The sequence below is a fragment of the Streptococcus sp. HMSC034B05 genome (assembly GCF_001809055.1).
GTDB classification, from domain to species: domain Bacteria; phylum Bacillota; class Bacilli; order Lactobacillales; family Streptococcaceae; genus Streptococcus; species Streptococcus constellatus.
In genome coordinates this window covers 98,940-118,303 of record NZ_KV795581.1, presented here as the reverse complement: position 1 = coordinate 118,303, position 19,364 = coordinate 98,940, and the positions used below count along the sequence as shown (strand labels likewise).

Sequence of the window (19,364 nt, the reverse complement as noted above, 5' to 3'; positions counted from 1 at the left end):
TAATATTTCAAATTTTATAAGTAGGAGCATTAAAATGAGTAAAACTGTTTTACTAGAAGTAAAAAACAGCATCGGCTACATTACGATCAATCGTCCTGAAGCATTAAATGCTTTGAGTTCTCAAGTATTAACTGATCTGAATGATGTTCTTGATCAAGTTGAACAAAGTGAAGAAATCCGTGTTGTGATTGTAACAGGGGCAGGAGAAAAGGCATTTGTAGCTGGAGCTGATATTAAAGAAATGGACGTGATGTCGCCAATTCAAGCTTTTGAATATATGACATTTGCAAACAATACTTTTACTCGACTTTCTGACTTACGTCAACCAACAATTGCAGTACTCAATGGGTATGCACTTGGAGGAGGAATGGAATTAGCACTTTCGACAGATATCCGTATTGGATTTGAAAAGACAGTTGTTGGCTTTCCAGAAGTTGGCTTGGGCATTATTCCAGGATTCGCTGGTACTCAACGTATGTCTCGTTTGATTGGAACAAGCCGTACGAAAGAATTGATTTTCACTGCTCGTACAGTGAAAGGTCAAGAAGCCTACGAACTGGGAATTCTTAATAAGTTGGTTTCTGCGGAAGAACTGTTAACTTCAGCTGAAGAATTGGCTGCTGCAATTATGAAGAATGCACCGTTAGCAGTAGAGAAAGCTAAACATGTTATTCAGGTTGGTTCAGAACTTCCACTTAAAAATGCTATTAGGCTCGAAACTGAAGCAGAAGCATTGTTGTTCTCTACAGAGGATAAAGTAGAAGGGATGCATGCTTTTGTAGAAAAGCGCAAAGCTGTTTTTAATCGCAAATAGTAGGTGGAGGTAGTGGTATGCACATTGTAACATTACCAGAAGCAATTTCTAAGATTAAATCTGGCGATATGGTTGGCATCTCAGGCTTTCTTGGGGTAGGTGAACCATTTGAACTCATTGAAGAACTGATTCGACAAAATCAACAAAACTTAACAATAGTATCGGTGGTGACTTCACAACCTGGTAAAGAAGTTGGTGTTGGTCGTTTATGCGAAAACCACCAAGTAAAAAAATACATCGCTGCTCATGTGGGAACTTCTGCAGCAGTGCAACATGAATATTTTAGTGGTGATATGGAAGTTGAGTTCACACCAATGGGAACTGTGGTAGAACGACTTCACGCTGCTGGAGCCGGTTTAGGAGCTGTCTTGACTCCTACTGGTGTAGGTACTATTTTGGAAAATGACTATGAAAAAGTAGTCCGTAATGGCAGAGAATATCTGGTTTATGACCCTTTGAAAATCGATGTTGCTTTGATTAAAGCTACCAAGTCAGACAAATATGGTAATTTATATATTGACGGTACAACTAAAAATATTTCATTGCAACTAGCGCTTGCAGCTGATACAGTTATTGTCGAAACTAATGACATTGTTGAAGTTGGTGAAATCGATCCCAACGATATATACATTCCAGGAATCCTTGTAGATTATGTTGTTAAAAGTTTGACTGCTGAAGAACATCATGAAATGATGGGGGACCTCTGGACGGAGACAAAAAAATTTGCAGGGGTAGTGTAATATGAAACCAAAAGAAATTATTGCAAGACGTATCGCACTTGAATTTAAGGATGGAGATGTCATCAACCTTGGTTTTGGGATTCCGAACGCTTCTGCTGATTACATTCCTGAAGGTGTGAATGTGATTCTTCAAGCAGAAAATGGGGCACTTCGTTTTGGTGAGACACCGACAAAAGAAAACTACAATGCGAATCTGGCCAACTCTGGTGGAGCCCCCATTACTCTTTTACCAGGAGCGTCTTTATTTGATCTTCAAACTTCTTTCGCTATTATTCGTGGAGGTCATGTTGATGCGACGGTTTTAGGAGCGTTAGAAGTCAGCCAAGATGGCAGTATTGCAAACTGGATTATTCCTGACAAATTCGCGCCAGGAATGGGAGGGGCTATGGATCTTCTCGTTGGTGCTAAAAAAGTTATCGCTGCCATCCAACATACAACTGTTGATGGACAGTCAAAATTGCTGAAAGAGTGCACATTGCCTCTATCAGCTAAAGGAGTTTTGGATTTAGTCATCACAGAACTAGCGGTATTTGGCTTTCAAGATGGTAAATTCCTGCTAAAAGAATTAGCACCCGGCGTCACTCTGGAAGAAGTCCTTGAAAAAACAGCTGGAGACGTAATTGTGTCGGAAGATTTAAAAACAATGTCTATCTAGTTAAAATATCAAGCAAATAGAACTACTGTTTGCCATAAAATGTGTTACTATATGCTTATAAAGAACTTTATCGATGATAAGTTTTTAATCGAACTATTAGCAACTAATCATCTGTATTCAAAATGATTGGTTGCTATTTTATTCTTGACAAATTACATCACAAAAATATTGAAGATAGGAGACGACGAACATGGATATTATTCAAATGACGTATTTTATTAATATCGTTGAATGTGGATGTAATCTTTCAATTGCTGCTAAAAAAATTCATATTAGTCAATCTGCTTTGAGTCAATTTGTCACAAATTTTGAAACCGCTGAAGGACTTCAGCTTTTTAATCGTAGAAATGGAAGGCTAGAAAGTCTGACAGAAGCTGGTGGGAAAATTTATCGTTTTGCAACTGAAATTGTTAATCGTTACGAAGAAATGCAGTCCATGATTCATAGAGAAGCCCAGAAACAAAAAGGTACCATTAGTTTAGGTATTCCTTCTTTGATTTTACGCGTTTACTTTGCCAGTGTGCTCCCTAAATTTTTAAAGGATAATCCACACATCAATATTCAAGTTGTAGAAGGTGGAAGCAAGGATTTACGTCAAAAATTTATCGAAGGCGATTTGAATTTTGTTTTATTGATTGAACCAACTAGTTTGGATACAAAAAAATATGAGCAATATATTATCCAAGTCGATGAATATGCAGCTTACATGGACAAAAATCATCCTTTAGCGGATAAAGAATTTTTAGAATGGAAAGACATCGCTGCTTATGATTTGGCAACCTTTAATAAATCATTTACCACTTATGAATTGATAACAGAGAAATTAAAAAACAAAAAAATAAAAACGAATTTTACCTATTTATCATCAACGTGGGACTTTTTAACAGAGTCCACGTATGAGAACGATATGATTGCTATTTTACCTCGTCCAGTAGAGTACTTTGTAGATAAAGATAAATTTAAAGTTGTCCGTTTTAAAGATCCGATACCATTTAATATTTGGTTCTGCAGACCTTATAAAACAAATTATAACGAAGTTGAAGCATATGTTTATGAAGAACTTTTAAAAGATTATTATCAGCCTATTTCAGAGCCTTGATACTTAATAAAGGAGAGAATCAATGTCAAAAAATAGCACTACAGCAACAATGCTTGATTCATATGTAAATACAGCAATTAGAAACTATGTAAGAGAATATGATGAGTCAAATGATTTCCCAAGAGAGATATGGGATAATTTAGCGAATGATATGAAGATATTTTCGCCCATTTTATCTGAAAAAAATCATACATTGAGTTCTGATTTCATCACATTTATCCGAAAAATTGCTAATGAATTTGCTGCTCTTTCAGCTATTTTATTAACCCAAGGCTGCTATGGCATCTATTCTATTTTAAATTTTGGGACAGCAGAGCAAAAGGAGTTATATCTTGAAAAATTACTGAAAGGCAACTGCATAGCAGGGCTGGGATTTTGTGAATATAAGCACTTAAATGGACTGGAAGACCTAGAAACCTATGCAACAAAAACTGAGCAGGGCTGGTATCTATCAGGGAAAAAAGCCATGATTTCTAATAGCAGTGTTGCAGATATATTATTAATTTTGGCAAAAGTAAAAGAACAAAGTAAGGAAGAGACGTACGGACTCTTTATTGTCGATCCGAATGATTCAGATGTTCTGATTGGTGAACAAATTGAAAAGCCAGGGTTAATCGGTCTCCCTTTGAGTTCAGTTACTTTAGAAAATGTCTTACTCCCAAAACATGCTTTACTGGGAGGTGAATTGCTTGGAGATGTACAATTTGCTAACATTATCAAGAATATGCAACTTGGTTTAAGTGCTATTGCGTTAGGGATTGCTGAGGGAGCTTTTAAGAAAGGACTTGAATTTGCAAAAGTGAAAAGAGAATTTGGTAAGCGCTTGATTGATGTCGAGGTTCACCAACATAAGTTTGCTGATTTGTATAATAAACTATGCTCGGCAGAAGCTTATTTTGACTCCTATCCTAGTCAGATAGAAGAAGACGCAAAATTTGTTTCTCGCATAAAATTATACACAACTAAAGTTGCAATTGAAATATCCGATGAAATTATTAGACTTATCGGGCCTTTTCAAAAATTTGATAAAATTAATATCAGACGTTACTTAAAGGATGCTGAGATTATTGAAAATTATGGTAGGTCTGGAAATTCTATTAGACGAGAAATTGCTGAAAGATGGCTAAAGGAGTAAGAAATGGCAAAACTCACTCTACAAGAATATCAATTTGGAGACATGAAACTAATTTGGTTACGTGGTGCTGATAAAATGACGGATGCAGGCACTCTCTTTGGCCCTGTACCAAAAGTTGTTTGGTCACGCTATTATCCAACAACTAAAGAAAATATGATGGTTGAATTGACAGATCCCATATTGATTCAATACAAGGACAAAAACTATTTAATTGATGCAAGTTTTAATACTGCTAAACTTTCGGATAAACAGAGACGAAATCTAGGAATTTTATCCGAAAGCAGAATTGAGGAAAGCTTGGAAACCTTAGGGTTGACACCAAAAGATATTTCTCATGTGTTGATGACTCACATGCACCACGATCACTCTGGCGGTTTAACGAAATTAGATGAAAACAATCAATTGGTTTCAACCTTTCCTAATGCTAAGATTTTTGTCAATGATATTGAATGGTATGAAATGATGAATCCAAATAATCGAACACGTGGAACCTATCTAAGAGAAAATTGGGAGCCGATTCAGCATCAAGTCGAGACATTTACTGAATATTTAAATATCATTCCAGAAATTCAACTAGTTCATACTGGCGGGCATAGCAATGGTCATAGTATTATTTTACTGAAACAGGGAAAGGAAACGATGATCCATATGGCAGATTTGCTCTTAACCCACGCGCATCGTAAGCCTGTTTGGGTTGCTGCTGTAGATGACTATCCTATGCGTTCTATTATTGCAAAAGAAAAATGGCTCAAGGAAGCATTTGAAAATCATTATAAATTTTTCTTTTATCATGATCAATTTTTTGCTGTTGCAGAATTTGACCATGAAGGAAAAGAAATTGTTGATTATGTAAAGCGGATTCGTGAACCAAGACTTCCATTTACCGATAAGCAAGATAGAAAACCTGCTTTATACCATTAAAATTTAAAAATCGCCTTTTATTTTTGAAAGGCTTTTTTTATGACTCTATTTATCAATGCGGATTATTTAAAATTCTGATATAATGAAAATGTTAGAATACTGTAAGAAAGAGGGTTTTCATGGTAACAATTCAATGGTTTCCAGGACACATGTCAAAAGCTCGGAGACAAGTACAAGAAAATATCAAATTTGTGGATTTTGTGACAATTTTAATAGATGCGCGTTTGCCATTATCTAGTCAAAATCCTATGCTAACTAAAATCGTGGGCGATAAGCCCAAGCTTCTTATTTTAAATAAGACGGATTTAGCTGATTCTGATCTGACGAAAGAGTGGCGAAGATATTTTGAAAGTCAAGGTATCAAGACCTTGGCAATCAATTCTAAAGAACAATCAACTGTTAAAAAAGTCACAGAAGCAGCTAAGTCATTGATGAAAGAAAAAATTGCTCGGCAAAAAGAACGTGGGATCCAAATTGAAACATTGCGGACTATGATTATCGGCATCCCGAACGCTGGTAAATCAACCCTGATGAACCGTTTAGCTGGGAAAAAAATCGCTGTGACTGGAAATAAACCAGGTGTTACCAAGGGGCAGCAGTGGCTCAAGTCTAATAAGGACTTGGAAATTTTAGATACTCCAGGGATTCTCTGGCCTAAGTTTGAGGATGAAAAAGTAGCTTTAAAACTCGCTTTAACAGGAGCAATTAAAGACGATTTGCTCCCAATGGATGAAGTTGCTATTTTCGGAATCAATTATTTTAAAGAACATTATCCAAAAGAGCTTCGAGAACGGTTCAAGCAAATAGACTTGAAAGAAGAAGCACCGGAAATAATTATGGATATGACACAGAAATTAGGATTTCGCGATAATTATGACCGGTTTTATCAGCTTTTTATCAAAGAGATTCGTGACGGAAAAGTAGGGCGATATACATTGGATATGCTGGGAGACTTGAATGGCAACGATTAAAGAAATTCAGAAACAGTTGGAACAAGTTACTGGTTTGGATGATCCATTTTTTAAAGCGCTGGCTCATGATGAACGGACTGGGGTAAAGAAATTGGTTGTTAAGCGTCGCAAAGCAATTCAAGATGAGTATGAAGAAGACGCTCGATTGGAAAAAATGCTATGCTATGAAAAAGATTTTTATGCACAAGGTATAGAATGGATTGCCGGCATTGATGAAGTTGGTCGTGGTCCTTTGGCCGGTCCTGTTGTGGCTGCAGCAGTTATTTTACCTAAAAACTCTAAAATAAAAGGTCTCAACGATAGCAAGAAAATTTCTAAGAAAAAACATGAAACAATCTATCAAGAAGTGCTAAAGCAAGCGGTTGCAATTGGTATTGGTATCAAGGATAATCAAGTTATTGATGAAGTGAATATCTATGAAGCAACGAAGTTGGCTATGATAGAAGCAGTTGGAAATCTTAAAATTACTCCACAACATCTTCTGATTGATGCCATGAAGCTAGATCTTCAAATACCACAGACTTCTATCATCAAAGGAGATGCCAATTCACTCTCCATTGCGGCTGCTTCAATCGTAGCAAAAGTGACTAGGGATCGCATGATGACAGATTATGACTTAACTTATCCAGGTTATGACTTTGCGCATAATGCTGGCTATGGAACCCAGCACCATTTAGAAGGCTTAAAGAAAAAGGGGATTACTCCTATCCACCGGAAAACCTTTGAACCAATTAAATCTATGATTGAAAAGGCAGAGGATCAAAAATGATTATTAGCAAGGTTTTAAACAATAATGTAGTCATTTCTGAAGAAAATCACCAAGAAGTAGTTCTAATGGGACGTGGGTTAGCCTTTGGTTGTAAGGCGGGAGATGACATTCAGGACAACCTAATTGAGAAAAAATATGTTTTATCAGAAAAACAAGCGTGACCTGTTATTGGAATTGCCTTCTAATATCATTGAAATGGCTGATGAAATTAGTTATGCGCATAGATGAACAAATGTATTTAACCATTTATTTATCAAGAATGAAAAGGAAAATCAATGGAAACTGAATATGAAAAAATGATAGCGGGACAATTATACAATCCTCAAGATCCAGAATTACGCAAGCTTGTATCTCGTTCTTGCAAATTTCAATACACATTTAACGCAGAACGAGATGACAAAAGAAGAAGTGATTTAGTAAAAGAATGGCTTGGTTCTACTGGTGAAAGTATTTCTATGAAGCCAAATTTTGTTTGCGATTATGGTATCAATATACATTTAGGGGATAATTTCTACTCTAATTGGAACATAACTATGCTTGATGTCTGTCCGATTACAATTGGAAAAAATGCATTGTTTGGGCCGAATTGTCAACTTCTGACTCCTATCCATCCCTTAGATGCACAAGAACGCATATCAGGTGTAGAGTATGGTGCACCGATAACTATTGGGGATAATTTCTGGGCAGGTGGTGGTGTAACGATTTTACCAGGAGTAACATTAGGTAACAATGTTGTCGTTGGTGCGGGATCAGTTGTCACTAAATCTTATGGTGATAATGTTGTTTTAGCAGGAAACCCAGCTCGGATTATTAAAGAATTAGATAGAATGTAAAAAACGAGAATTTCTCGTTTTTTTAATTCCTTTTACGAATAATATAACTGAAAGACAATTAGCAATAGTAAAAGGAATGATAAAATGGATAATTTTGATATTTATAAACTAAAAACAGCTGGTTTGACCAACCAACAAGTCATCAATGTATTGGAATACGCAGAAATTCGCGAAAAAGAATTGTCAGTCAAAGATATGGCAGTTGTCTCCGAATGTCGTAATCCTGCTCTTTTTATCGAAAAATATTTACAATTAGATGATGATTTATTACATCAAGAATTTGAGAAATTCCCATCTTTTTCTATCTTGGAAGATGTATATCCTTGGGATTTGAGTGAAATTTATAATCCACCCGTTCTTCTTTTTTATAAAGGTAATTTGGATTTGCTAAAATTACCTAAAGTAGCTGTTGTAGGAAGTCGGAATAGTAGCCGAGTAGGCAGTCAATCCGTTCAAAAGATTATTAAAGAGCTAAACAATGAATTGGTTATCGTGAGTGGTTTAGCACGCGGAATTGATACCTCAGCTCACATGGCAGCATTGCAAAATGGTGGTCGAACAATTGCAGTTATCGGAACGGGTCTAGACGTTTTTTATCCAAGGGCAAATAAAAAACTCCAATCGTATTTGGGAGAACATCATCTAGTACTTAGTGAATATGGTCCTGAAGCAGAGCCATTAAAATTTCATTTTCCAGAGCGTAATCGGATTATAGCAGGATTGTGTAGAGGGGTTATTGTTGCCGAAGCAAAAATGCGCTCAGGCAGCCTTATTACTTGTGAGCGAGCAATGGAAGAAGGGCGAGATGTATTTGCTATTCCAGGGTCAATTTTAGATGGAAGAAGTGATGGCTGTCATCATTTGATTCAGGAAGGAGCAAAATGCATCACATCAGGGGCTGACGTACTTTCTGAATTCCAATTTTAAAACAAGTTCTCCTATAAGAGAATGCTACTAGTTGACATCTTGAAAAAAATAGTTTAAACTCTATGAGGTTTATTACTTTTAGAAGGTGTTTAGATTGGCAACAAAAACGAAGAAAAAAATAACAGCTAAAAAAAATCTGGTGATTGTAGAGTCGCCAGCTAAGGCAAAAACAATTGAAAAATATTTAGGACGGAACTACAAGGTTTTAGCCAGCGTAGGTCATATTCGAGATTTAAAAAAATCTACGATGTCCGTTGATTTTGAAAATAATTATGAGCCAGAATATATCAATATTCGTGGAAAGGGTCCTCTTATCAATGATTTGAAAAAAGAAGCTAAAAAGGCTAAACAAGTCTATCTTGCGAGCGACCCAGATCGAGAAGGAGAAGCTATTTCTTGGCATTTGGCTCATATTCTAAATCTGGATGAACATGATAAAAATCGCGTTGTTTTCAACGAAATTACGAAAGATGCAGTTAAAAATGCTTTTAAAGAACCACGTCAAATTGATATGGATTTGGTAGATGCTCAACAAGCTCGTCGTGTACTTGACCGTATTGTGGGGTATTCTATCTCTCCAATTCTCTGGAAAAAGGTCAAAAAGGGATTATCTGCTGGACGTGTGCAATCTGTTGCTTTGAAGCTCATCATTGATCGTGAAAACGAAATTAATGCTTTTAATCCAGAAGAATATTGGACGATTGATGGAACGTTCAAGAAAGGTGCTCGGCAATTTCAAGCAAGCTTTTATGGTATAAATGGCAAGAAAATGAAACTTGCTATCAACGATGATGTCAAAAATGTTCTTTCTCAAATCAAGAATGATGAATTTACCGTGGAAAGTGTTGAGAAAAAGGAACGCAAGCGTCATGCTCCGTTACCTTATACTACATCATCTATGCAGCAAGACGCTGCTAATAAAATCAATTTCCGAACTCGCAAAACTATGATGGTCGCTCAACAACTCTACGAAGGAATCAATATCGGTTCTGGTGTGCAAGGTTTGATTACCTATATGCGTACAGATTCTACTCGTATTAGCCCAGTAGCTCAAAACGAAGCTGCAACTTTCATTACAGATCGTTTTGGCGAAAAATATTCTAAACATGGCAGTAGAGTCCGAAATACTTCTGGCGCACAAGATGCTCATGAAGCGATTCGTCCGTCAAGTGTATTTAATACACCTGACAATATCGCAAAATATCTAGATAAAGATCAATTGAAATTGTATACGTTGATTTGGAATCGTTTCGTGGCGAGTCAAATGACTGCTGCGGTATTTGACACGATGAGTGTGAAGTTAGAGCAAAATGGTGTTCAATTTGCTGCAAATGGTAGTCAGGTTAAATTTGATGGTTATCTAGCTATTTATAACGACTCTGATAAAAACAAAATGCTGCCAGACATGAAAAAAGGTGATTTGGTTAAGTGTATCAACACCAATCCTGAGCAGCATTTTACTCAACCACCAGCACGTTATTCAGAAGCAACTTTAATTAAGACCTTGGAGGAGAATGGCGTTGGGCGTCCATCAACTTATGCACCAACGATCGAAACTATTCAAAAACGCTACTATGTAAAATTAGTTTCCAAACGCTTTGAACCAACCGAATTGGGAGAAATTGTGAATTCATTGATTGTTGAATTCTTCCCAGATATTGTCAATGTGAAGTTTACCGCTGATATGGAAGCCAAATTGGATGATGTAGAAGTCGGAAAAGAGCAGTGGAAAAAGGTCATTGACGAATTTTATAAACCATTTGAAAAAGAAGTTTCTAAAGCAGAAACTGAAATGGAGAAAATTCAAATTAAAGACGAACCGGCTGGTTTTGATTGTGAAGTTTGTGGAAGTCCTATGGTTATCAAGTTAGGACGTTATGGTAAATTCTATGCTTGTAGCAACTTCCCCGATTGTCGTCACACCCAAGCAATTGTCAAAAAAATAGGCGTAGAGTGTCCTAAATGTCATCAAGGACAAATCATTGAGCGCAAAACCAAGCGCAATCGGCTTTTTTATGGTTGCAATCGCTATCCAGATTGTGACTTCACCTCTTGGGATAAACCGGTTGGTCGCTCTTGTCCGAAATGCGGTCAGTATCTTGTAGAAAAGAAAGTTCGCGGTGGTGGCAAACAAGTTGTCTGCAGCAACGGGGATTACGAAGAAGAAAAAGTAAAATAATTCAATGTTTTACATAATTTAACTTATGCAAATAATTTTCGCATCCACAAAAGGAGATTATATGAAAGAGAAGTTTCATGAGTTTTTAAAAATTTCCGAGGAATTAAATAAAATCGGAATTATTCCTTTTCTTATGGGCTCGCTAGGTCTTGAACAGGTAACTGGTCAAGACTGGCAAGCACGAGATATTGATATCCATGTTCCAGGAGATCCTAGGGGATGGGACGCACCTGATGAGGTACGAATTTATGATTTTAAAAAGATTGAAACGATTATGAACCGGCTTGGCTACCAATTAGTAGATTTGCACGAGCACGAATTTCAAAAAGGAAATCTATCGGTTGAGTTTGGTAGCATGAATACTTTAGAAAACTTTGCTGGGATTCCTTTAGATGAATTGGTAAAACATGAAACAGCAGGGGTAATTTATTTTCTTCCTGATGCTGAACAATATCTTAAGATTTACACAGCATCTTCGCAAGATTCCTATCGAAATGACCAAAATAATGATAAGGATTCTGTTAAAATTGCTTATCTGGAAAAAATGTTAAAGAAATAGATACATGACCAATCATTATATTCTTTACACCAATGTTTGAGGATGGATACTAATAAGTTAGTGTATTTGTGTTCTAGAAAGTCTCACTCGTCAGTAGAGGCTTTTTTTGTTATAATGATAAAGAATAATTAGAAAGATTTGTGGGAGTAACCCTCCCAAATAGGTATTCGTTGTATGTCTCAATCTTACATCAATGTCATAGGAGCTGGTCTGGCTGGCAGCGAAGTAGCTTATCAGATTGCTAAACGCGGTATTCCTGTTAAACTGTACGAAATGCGCGGAATGAAATCCACTCCTCAGCATAAGACTAGTGATTTTGCAGAACTAGTCTGTTCTAATTCTCTACGGGGAGATTCACTGACAAACGCAGTTGGTCTGCTAAAAGAAGAAATGCGCCGTTTGGATTCAATCATTATGCGAGCAGCAGAAGCTACGCGTGTACCGGCCGGAGGAGCGTTAGCGGTTGATAGAGAGAGCTTTTCAAAATCAGTCACCGATGAGCTAAATAATCATCCTTTCATTGAGGTTATTCGTGAGGAAATAACAGAAATCCCTAACGATACGATTACTGTTATTGCGACAGGTCCTTTGACAAGTGATGCGCTTGCTAAAAAAATCCATGCGCTAAATGGTGGAACTGGATTTTACTTTTATGATGCTGCAGCACCAATTGTAGATGTCAATACGATTGATATGGAAAAAGTTTATCTCAAGTCTCGCTATGACAAGGGAGAAGCTGCTTATCTAAATGCTCCCATGACTAAAAGTGAATTTATAGCTTTTCACGATGCTTTAATCAATGCTGAGGAAGCGCCTCTCAATGCTTTTGAAAAAGAAAAATATTTTGAAGGCTGCATGCCGATTGAGGTGATGGCTAAGAGAGGGATAAAAACCATGCTCTACGGTCCTATGAAACCGGTCGGCTTGGAATACCCAGATGACTATCAAGGTCCTCGTGATGGCGAATTTAAGACGCCATACGCAGTCGTTCAGCTTCGTCAAGACAATGCAGCTGGGAGTCTTTATAATATCGTTGGATTTCAGACACATCTTAAATGGGGCGAACAGAAGCGCGTTTTTCGGATGATTCCAGGTTTGGAAAATGCAGAGTTTGTTCGCTATGGCGTGATGCACCGTAATTCTTACATGGATTCACCGAATCTTCTGACTCAAACTTTTCAGTCTAAAAAACAACAGAATATCTTCTTTGCGGGTCAGATGACTGGTGTAGAGGGATATGTGGAATCCGCTGCATCTGGACTCGTAGCTAGTATCAATGCAGTTCGTCTTTTCAATAGAGCAGAAGCTGTGATCTTTCCAGAAACAACTGCTATTGGAAGCTTACCTCATTATATCACGCACGCTGACAGCAAACATTTCCAGCCGATGAATATCAACTTTGGAATTATCAAAGAATTGGACGGTCCTCGAATTCGAGACAAGAAAGAACGCTATGAAAAAATAGCAAAACGAGCTCTACAAGCTATCGAAAGCTATCAAAATCTCTAATTTTCTTTCTGAAAAAATGGAAATAATGACGATAAGTTGTAAAAGTATTAAAAAAGTTAGGAATTCCTAACTTTTTTGCATATTTTATGATATAATAGATAAAAATTTTGAAAATAGAAAGTTTTCTGATAATGAACCATTCCTATTTTTACCTTGAAGTTAGAACACATGAATTAGAAGTGCCTTATACTAAACAAAAGCGTCGTGTTCGGGTGCTCCTTCCTAGAAATTATGAGCAAAATACTAAGAAATCTTATCCTGTAGTTTATTTTCATGACGGTCAAAATGTCCTTTATAGTAAGGAGTCTTTTAGCGGTCATTCTTGGAAGATTATTCCAACAATTAAGCGAAATCCGGACATTGAAAAAATGATTGTGGTAGCTATTGACAACGACGGTTTTAATCGAATGAATGAGTATTCTGCTTGGAAATACCAGGAGTCAACTATTCCAGGTATAGAATTTGGAGGCAAAGGGACAGAGTATGCTGAGTTTGTCATGGAAGTTGTCAAACCCTTTGTTGACGAGCATTATCGTACCAAGTCAGACCGAGCACACACGGGCATGGTTGGTTCTTCTTTGGGTGGAAATATTACGCAGTTTATGGGAATTGAATACCAAGAGCAAATCGGTTGCTTGGGTGTTTTCTCATCTGCGAACTGGCTACACCAAGAAGCATTCAATCGTTATATAGAACGTCATAACTTATTAGCAGATCAGCATATTTATATTTATGTTGGAACAGAAGAAGCAGATGATACAGATAAAACCTTGATGGCTGGCAATATCAAGCAAGCTTATATTGATTCGTCATTAACCTACTTTCGTCAGTTAATTGCAGGTGGTTTAGATTTGGAAAATCTATTGTTTTATATCCAAGCCGGTGCAGAACACAATGAAATGGCTTGGGCTGAGCATTTACCTGATTGCCTTCGCTTCTTTAGTGAAAAATGGTAAATAAATCAATTAAGAATATGAGAAGAGAATTTATATGCATGTTGAATTTTTAAGTCATTGGAGCGGTAATTTAAGCCGTGAAATGTATGTGAATCGTTATGGACACGCTGGAATGCCTGTAATCGTTTTCGCTTCATCGGGAGGCGGTCATAATGAATATGCAGATTTTGGTATGATTGAGGCTTGTTCATGGTTTATCGAAACAGGAAAAATCCAATTTTTCACTTTGAGTAGTGTAGATAGTGAAAGCTGGCTGGCTGATTGGAAATCTCCTCACGACCGAGCAGAAATGCACCGAGCCTATGAGCGCTATGTCATTGAGGAAGCCATTCCTTTTATCAAGCATAAAACAGGTTGGTTTGATCCAATGATGACGACAGGTTGTTCCATGGGAGCCTATCACGCTGTTAATTTCTTTCTCCAGCACCCCGATGTCTTCAATAAAGTCATTGCACTGAGCGGAGTTTATGATGCGCGCTATTTTGTTGGTGATTGTTTAGAGGATGAAATAATTTATCAAAATTCACCGGCAGATTATATTTGGAATCAAAATGATGGCTGGTTTATTGATCGCTGTCGCAATGCTGATATTATTGTCTGTACAGGACTTGGTGCATGGGAACAGGACGGACTACCTTCTTTCTACACCTTAAAAGAAGCCTTTGAACATAAGAACATTCCGGCATGGTTTGCTGAATGGGGATATGATGTTTCGCATGACTGGATTTGGTGGCGCAAGCAAATGCCTTATTTTCTCAATCAATTAAACCTATGATTAGAAAGGAAACACTATTATGAACTATATCGTTATTTCACCTTATTATCCGCAAAATTTTCAACAATTTACTGTTGAACTTGCAAATAAAGGAATTACTGTTTTGGGCATCGGGCAGGAACCTTATGATCAACTAGATCAACCGTTGAAAAATGCTTTAACAGAATATTTTCGTGTGGAAAATTTAGAAAATCTTGATGAAGTGAAACGTGCTGTAGCTTTCCTTTTTTACAAGCACGGACCAATTGACCGCATTGAGTCACACAATGAATATTGGTTAGATCAAGATGCAAAATTGCGTGAACAGTTCAATGTTGTAGGACCAAAACCAAAAGACTTGAAAAAGACAAAATTCAAATCTGAAATGAAGAAACTTTTTAAAAAGGCCGGAGTTCCTGTCGTTCCTGGTCAAATTGTAAAAACCTTGCAGGCAGTTGACATGGCGGTAAGTAAAATTGGTCTTCCATTGATTGCGAAGCCAGATAATGGAGTTGGCGCAGCGGGAACTTATAAACTTGAAAGCAGTGAAGATGTTGAACAGTTTAAGCAAGAATGGGATAAGCAGACCGTTTATTTCTTTGAAAAATTTGTTGATTCTGGACAAATTTGTACATTTGACGGGCTACTAGATTCAAAGGGAAATATTGTGTTTTCAACAACTTTCGACTATGCTTATACTCCTTTAGATTTAATATTAAATCATTACGAAAACTCATACTATATTATAAAAGATATGGATCCTAAATTACGTCAATATGGGGAAGCTATCATTAAAACGTTCGGCATGAAAGAACGTTTCTTCCATATTGAATTTTTCCATAATGGAGATGATTATATCGCCATAGAATACAATAATCGTCCAGCGGGCGCTTTCACTATTGATTTGTATAACTTTGCTCATTCCATTGACCTTTATCGTGGATATGCAGCTGTTGTAAACGGTGAACCTTTCCCACAGTCTCAAGTAGAAACACAATATGGCTTGGTGACTGCTCGTCGTTCAACCTCAAATTATGTATATTCAGAAGAAGAGTTGCGTGAAAAATACGGTGATAAGTTAAAAGCAGTAAAAATTATGCCACAGGCTTTTGCTGATTTACAAGGAGATATTCATTATATCTTAACAACACCAAATCGTTCAGAAATCAATCAAATGATAGAAGATTTTGGGAAAAAGTAGAAAAATCTATTTGTGAAATTTTTATTTTGTCAATTCAAATCAGCTTGCCAGCAAGGTTAGCTGATTTTTCTTTGTGAAATTCTGCAAGCATAAATTTTGACAGTTTTTTTAGGATTGGTTAGAATGTGATTGTAGAAACCAAGTTTAGAAAGGTAAAAAATATGGCAATGTTAGATAAAAATCTCTTGTTAGAGATGTTTCGGAAGATGGAAGAAATTCGTCGGATGGACTTAAAAATTGCTCAGCTCGTAAAAAAGGGGAAAGTTCCAGGCATGACTCACTTTTCAGTCGGAGAAGAAGCAGCGAGTGTCGGAGCTATGTTGGCCCTCGATCCTGATGATTTGATTACATCCAACCACCGTGGTCATGGCCAAGCCATTGCTAAAGGGATTGATCTGAATGGCATGATGGCAGAAATCATGGGCAAATACAACGGAACCTGCAAAGGAAAAGGTGGCTCCATGCATATTGCTGATTTGGATGCTGGAAATTTGGGAGCAAATGGTATTGTTGGCGGCGGCATGGGAATTGCTGTCGGTGCAGCCCTTACTCAGCAAATGCATCATACAGGAAAGATTGTCGTTTGCTTTTTTGGTGACGGAGCAACTAACGAAGGTGTTTTTCATGAAGCAGTTAATATGGCTTCTATTTGGAATTTGCCAGTGATTTTCTACTGCATCAATAACGGATACGGCATTTCAGCTGATATCAAGAAAATGACCAATGTTGAGCATATTCACGAGCGCAGTGCAGCCTATGGCATTCCGGGGTTGTTTATCGAGGATGGCAACAATGTCCTAGATGTCTATGAAGGTTTCAAAAAAGCGGTGGACCACGTCCGCAGAGGCAAGGGGCCTGTCCTGATTGAGAGCATTACCTACCGCTGGCTGGGGCATTCTTCATCTGACCCTGGCAAGTATCGGACGCGTGAAGAAGTAGAGGAGTGGAAGAAAAAAGATCCGATTGAAAATCTCCGTAAATACTTACTAGCAAATCAGATTGCAAGCGATGAAGAGTTAGAGGCTATTCAAGCAGAGGTTAAAGAAGCAGTAGAAGCATCTGTAAAATTCGCGGAAGAAAGTCCATTCCCACCGCTTGAATCAGCTTTTGAAGATATTTATGCAGATTAAAGAGAGGAGATTGAACAATAATGGAAACAAAAACAATGTCTTTCCGTGACACCATTATCCTTGCCATGTCTGAGGAAATGCGTCTTGATGAAAATGTGTTGTTAATGGGAGAAGATGTCGGCATTTTCGGAGGAGATTTTGGAACATCCGTCGGAATGTTAGAAGAATTTGGCCCTAAGCGCGTGCGGGACTGCCCAATTTCTGAAGCAGCCATTTCAGGAGCTGCAGCAGGAGCTGCCATGACAGGCCTTCGTCCTATTGTAGATATGACTTTCATGGACTTTTCTGTCATTGCCATGGATGCGATTGTCAACCAGGCTGCTAAAACACGTTATATGTTTGGTGGTAAAGGACAAGTTCCGATGACAATTCGTTGCGCAGCTGGAAATGGTGTCGGATCAGCTGCTCAACACTCGCAATCTTTAGAATCTTGGTTTACCCATATTCCCGGTCTCAAAGTCGTAGCACCTGGAACTCCCGCAGATATGAAGGGATTGTTGAAATCTTCAATTCGCGACAACAATCCTGTTATTATCCTTGAGTATAAATCAGAATTCAACCAAAAAGGCGAAGTTCCACTTGACCCTGATTATACAATCCCTCTCGGTGTTGGTGACATCAAAAAAGAAGGAATGGACGTAACAGTTGTGACTTATGGGAAAATGCTCCGCAGAGTTATGCAAGCAGCTGAAGAATTGACAGAAGAAGGCATTTCAGTAGAAGTAGTCGATCCTCGTACCTTGGTACCGCTTGATAAAGATATTATTATTAACTCAGTTAAAAAAACAGGAAAAGTCGTTCTGGTCAACGATGCCCATAAGACCAGCGGCTATATCGGAGAAATTTCGGCTATTATATCTGAGTCTGAAGCCTTTGACTATCTGGATGCACCGATTCGTCGCTGTGCTGGAGAAGACGTGCCGATGCCTTATGCTCAAAATCTTGAAAATGCCATGATTCCGACAGTAGAATCCATCAAAGACGCTATCCGTAAGACTTATCATAAAGAGTAAGGTGTAGATAAACAATGACTAACATTTACGTAATTTAAATTATGTATAAATAACTGAGAATAAAAATCCGATTTTTGCTAATATTACTAGAATAAAAACAAAAATAAGGGCAAATGTTGCCTCGACCAATGAATTATTTAAGAATGAGAGAGATCATGGATGACAAAAAATTAAGAGCGACCCCTGCAGCTAGAAAGCTGGCAGACGATCTGGGAATCAATCTTTACGATGTTTCCGGTTCAGGCTCAAACGGTCGCGTCCACAAGGAAGATGTGGAAACCTATCAAGATACCCATGCGGTTCGGATTTCACCGCTGGCCAAGCGCATAGCCGAGGAGCACAATATCGCCTGGAATGAGATTCAGGGAACTGGGCACCGTGGCAAGATTATGAAGAAGGATGTCCTGGCCTTCCTGCCTGAAAATGTCGAAAGTGACAGCATCAAGTCGCCGACTGTTATTGAAAAGGTTGAAGAAGTACCAGATAATATCACGCCTTACGGTGAGATTGAGCGTATTCCAATGACACCGATGCGCAAGGTTATCGCCCAACGGATGGTGGATTCCTATCTGACGGCGCCGACCTTTACCCTCAACTATGATGTGGATATGACGGAAATGCTGGCCCTACGCAAGAAGGTTATAGATCCAATCATGGAAGCGACCGGCAAGAAGGTGACGGTCACAGATTTGCTGTCGTTGGCTGTGGTTAAAACCCTGATGAAGCACCCTTATCTCAATTCCTCCCTGACCGAGGACGGCAAGACCATCATCACCCACAACTATGTCAATCTGGCCATGGCTGTCGGTATGGATAATGGTCTCATGACGCCTGTAGTCTACAATGCTGATAAGATGAGCCTGTCTGAGCTAGTTGTGGCCTTCAAGGATATCATCGGCCGGACCCTGGATGGCAAGCTGGCACCGAGCGAGCTGCAAAATTCTACCTTCACCATCAGCAATCTGGGCATGTTTGGTGTCCAATCCTTTGGCCCGATTATCAATCAGCCTAACTCGGCCATCTTGGGCGTCAGTGCCACTATTGAGAAACCTGTTGCCCTGAACGGAGAAATTGTCATCCGGCCGATTATGAGCCTGGGACTGACCATTGACCACAGGGTCGTCGACGGTATGGCTGGAGCTAAGTTTATGAAGGACCTGAAAGCTTTGATTGAAGATCCAATCTCTATGTTGGTCTAA

General features: G+C 38.2%; 19 protein-coding genes and 1 pseudogene. All 20 read left to right on the top strand.

The window, feature by feature from the left end; translation table 11 throughout:
* The first annotated feature begins 34 nt into the window (after positions 1-34).
* The 20 genes and pseudogenes from HMPREF2542_RS00600 to HMPREF2542_RS00510 all read left to right on the top strand — a co-directional run bounded on the left by HMPREF2542_RS00600 (position 35) and on the right by HMPREF2542_RS00510 (position 19,364).
* Positions 35-814, top strand: a complete 780-nt coding sequence (locus HMPREF2542_RS00600; protein WP_003069051.1) for an enoyl-CoA hydratase/isomerase family protein — start codon at positions 35-37, stop codon at positions 812-814.
* A 17-nt stretch (positions 815-831) separates the two neighbouring features.
* Positions 832-1,554 (top strand): CoA transferase subunit A, encoded by a 723-nt coding sequence (locus HMPREF2542_RS00595; RefSeq protein WP_003069052.1) that lies wholly within the window; start codon positions 832-834, stop codon positions 1,552-1,554.
* Between the two features lies 1 nt (position 1,555).
* Positions 1,556-2,209 (top strand): 3-oxoacid CoA-transferase subunit B, encoded by a 654-nt coding sequence (locus HMPREF2542_RS00590; protein ID WP_003069053.1) that lies wholly within the window; start codon positions 1,556-1,558, stop codon positions 2,207-2,209.
* A 190-nt stretch (positions 2,210-2,399) separates the two neighbouring features.
* A complete protein-coding gene (locus tag HMPREF2542_RS00585) occupies positions 2,400-3,308 on the top strand; it encodes a LysR family transcriptional regulator (protein WP_006269593.1) in 909 nt (302 codons plus the stop codon).
* 22 nt (positions 3,309-3,330) lie between these two features.
* On the top strand, positions 3,331-4,443 hold the full coding sequence (locus HMPREF2542_RS00580; RefSeq protein ID WP_006269540.1) for an acyl-CoA dehydrogenase family protein: 1,113 nt from the start codon (positions 3,331-3,333) through the stop codon (positions 4,441-4,443).
* A gap of 3 nt (positions 4,444-4,446) precedes the next feature.
* Positions 4,447-5,364, top strand: coding sequence for an MBL fold metallo-hydrolase (locus HMPREF2542_RS00575; RefSeq protein ID WP_058669546.1), 918 nt, complete (start codon positions 4,447-4,449; stop codon positions 5,362-5,364).
* A 119-nt stretch (positions 5,365-5,483) separates the two neighbouring features.
* The gene (gene ylqF / locus HMPREF2542_RS00570; protein ID WP_058669545.1) at positions 5,484-6,335 is read left to right on the top strand and encodes a ribosome biogenesis GTPase YlqF; all 852 of its coding nucleotides are present in this window, start codon (positions 5,484-5,486) and stop codon (positions 6,333-6,335) included.
* Positions 6,322-7,104: a ribonuclease HII gene (locus HMPREF2542_RS00565; RefSeq protein ID WP_006267744.1), complete on the top strand. Its 783-nt coding sequence runs from the start codon at positions 6,322-6,324 to the stop codon at positions 7,102-7,104. The genes ylqF and HMPREF2542_RS00565 overlap by 14 nt, the downstream gene beginning before the upstream one ends.
* A pseudogene (locus tag HMPREF2542_RS09390) lies at positions 7,101-7,314 on the top strand (CAT RNA binding domain-containing protein); the annotation flags it as partial. The gene HMPREF2542_RS00565 and the pseudogene HMPREF2542_RS09390, both read left to right, overlap by 4 nt.
* Positions 7,315-7,379: 65 nt before the next feature.
* A complete protein-coding gene (locus HMPREF2542_RS00560) occupies positions 7,380-7,937 on the top strand; it encodes a sugar O-acetyltransferase (protein ID WP_037597008.1) in 558 nt (185 codons plus the stop codon).
* Positions 7,938-8,021: 84 nt separating this feature from the next.
* Positions 8,022-8,864 (top strand): DNA-processing protein DprA, encoded by an 843-nt coding sequence (gene dprA / locus HMPREF2542_RS00555; protein ID WP_037597009.1) that lies wholly within the window; start codon positions 8,022-8,024, stop codon positions 8,862-8,864.
* 85 nt (positions 8,865-8,949) lie between these two features.
* Entirely contained in the window at positions 8,950-11,043 is a 2,094-nt protein-coding gene (topA, locus tag HMPREF2542_RS00550) for a type I DNA topoisomerase (RefSeq protein ID WP_102989250.1), read from the top strand.
* A 61-nt stretch (positions 11,044-11,104) separates the two neighbouring features.
* Positions 11,105-11,602: a hypothetical protein gene (locus tag HMPREF2542_RS00545; protein WP_058669543.1), complete on the top strand. Its 498-nt coding sequence runs from the start codon at positions 11,105-11,107 to the stop codon at positions 11,600-11,602.
* Positions 11,603-11,776: 174 nt separating this feature from the next.
* Positions 11,777-13,111, top strand: coding sequence for a methylenetetrahydrofolate--tRNA-(uracil(54)-C(5))-methyltransferase (FADH(2)-oxidizing) TrmFO (trmFO, locus tag HMPREF2542_RS00540; protein ID WP_058669542.1), 1,335 nt, complete (start codon positions 11,777-11,779; stop codon positions 13,109-13,111).
* Positions 13,112-13,242: 131 nt separating this feature from the next.
* The gene (locus HMPREF2542_RS00535; protein ID WP_006269503.1) at positions 13,243-14,067 is read left to right on the top strand and encodes an alpha/beta hydrolase; all 825 of its coding nucleotides are present in this window, start codon (positions 13,243-13,245) and stop codon (positions 14,065-14,067) included.
* A gap of 34 nt (positions 14,068-14,101) precedes the next feature.
* The gene (locus HMPREF2542_RS00530; protein ID WP_058669541.1) at positions 14,102-14,842 is read left to right on the top strand and encodes an esterase family protein; all 741 of its coding nucleotides are present in this window, start codon (positions 14,102-14,104) and stop codon (positions 14,840-14,842) included.
* 19 nt (positions 14,843-14,861) lie between these two features.
* The gene (locus tag HMPREF2542_RS00525; protein ID WP_058669540.1) at positions 14,862-16,022 is read left to right on the top strand and encodes an ATP-grasp domain-containing protein; all 1,161 of its coding nucleotides are present in this window, start codon (positions 14,862-14,864) and stop codon (positions 16,020-16,022) included.
* A 161-nt stretch (positions 16,023-16,183) separates the two neighbouring features.
* Positions 16,184-17,152, top strand: coding sequence for a thiamine pyrophosphate-dependent dehydrogenase E1 component subunit alpha (locus tag HMPREF2542_RS00520; RefSeq protein WP_058669539.1), 969 nt, complete (start codon positions 16,184-16,186; stop codon positions 17,150-17,152).
* Positions 17,153-17,172: 20 nt separating this feature from the next.
* Positions 17,173-18,165, top strand: coding sequence for an alpha-ketoacid dehydrogenase subunit beta (locus HMPREF2542_RS00515; RefSeq protein WP_058669538.1), 993 nt, complete (start codon positions 17,173-17,175; stop codon positions 18,163-18,165).
* A 155-nt stretch (positions 18,166-18,320) separates the two neighbouring features.
* Entirely contained in the window at positions 18,321-19,364 is a 1,044-nt protein-coding gene (locus HMPREF2542_RS00510) for a dihydrolipoamide acetyltransferase (protein ID WP_070484099.1), read from the top strand.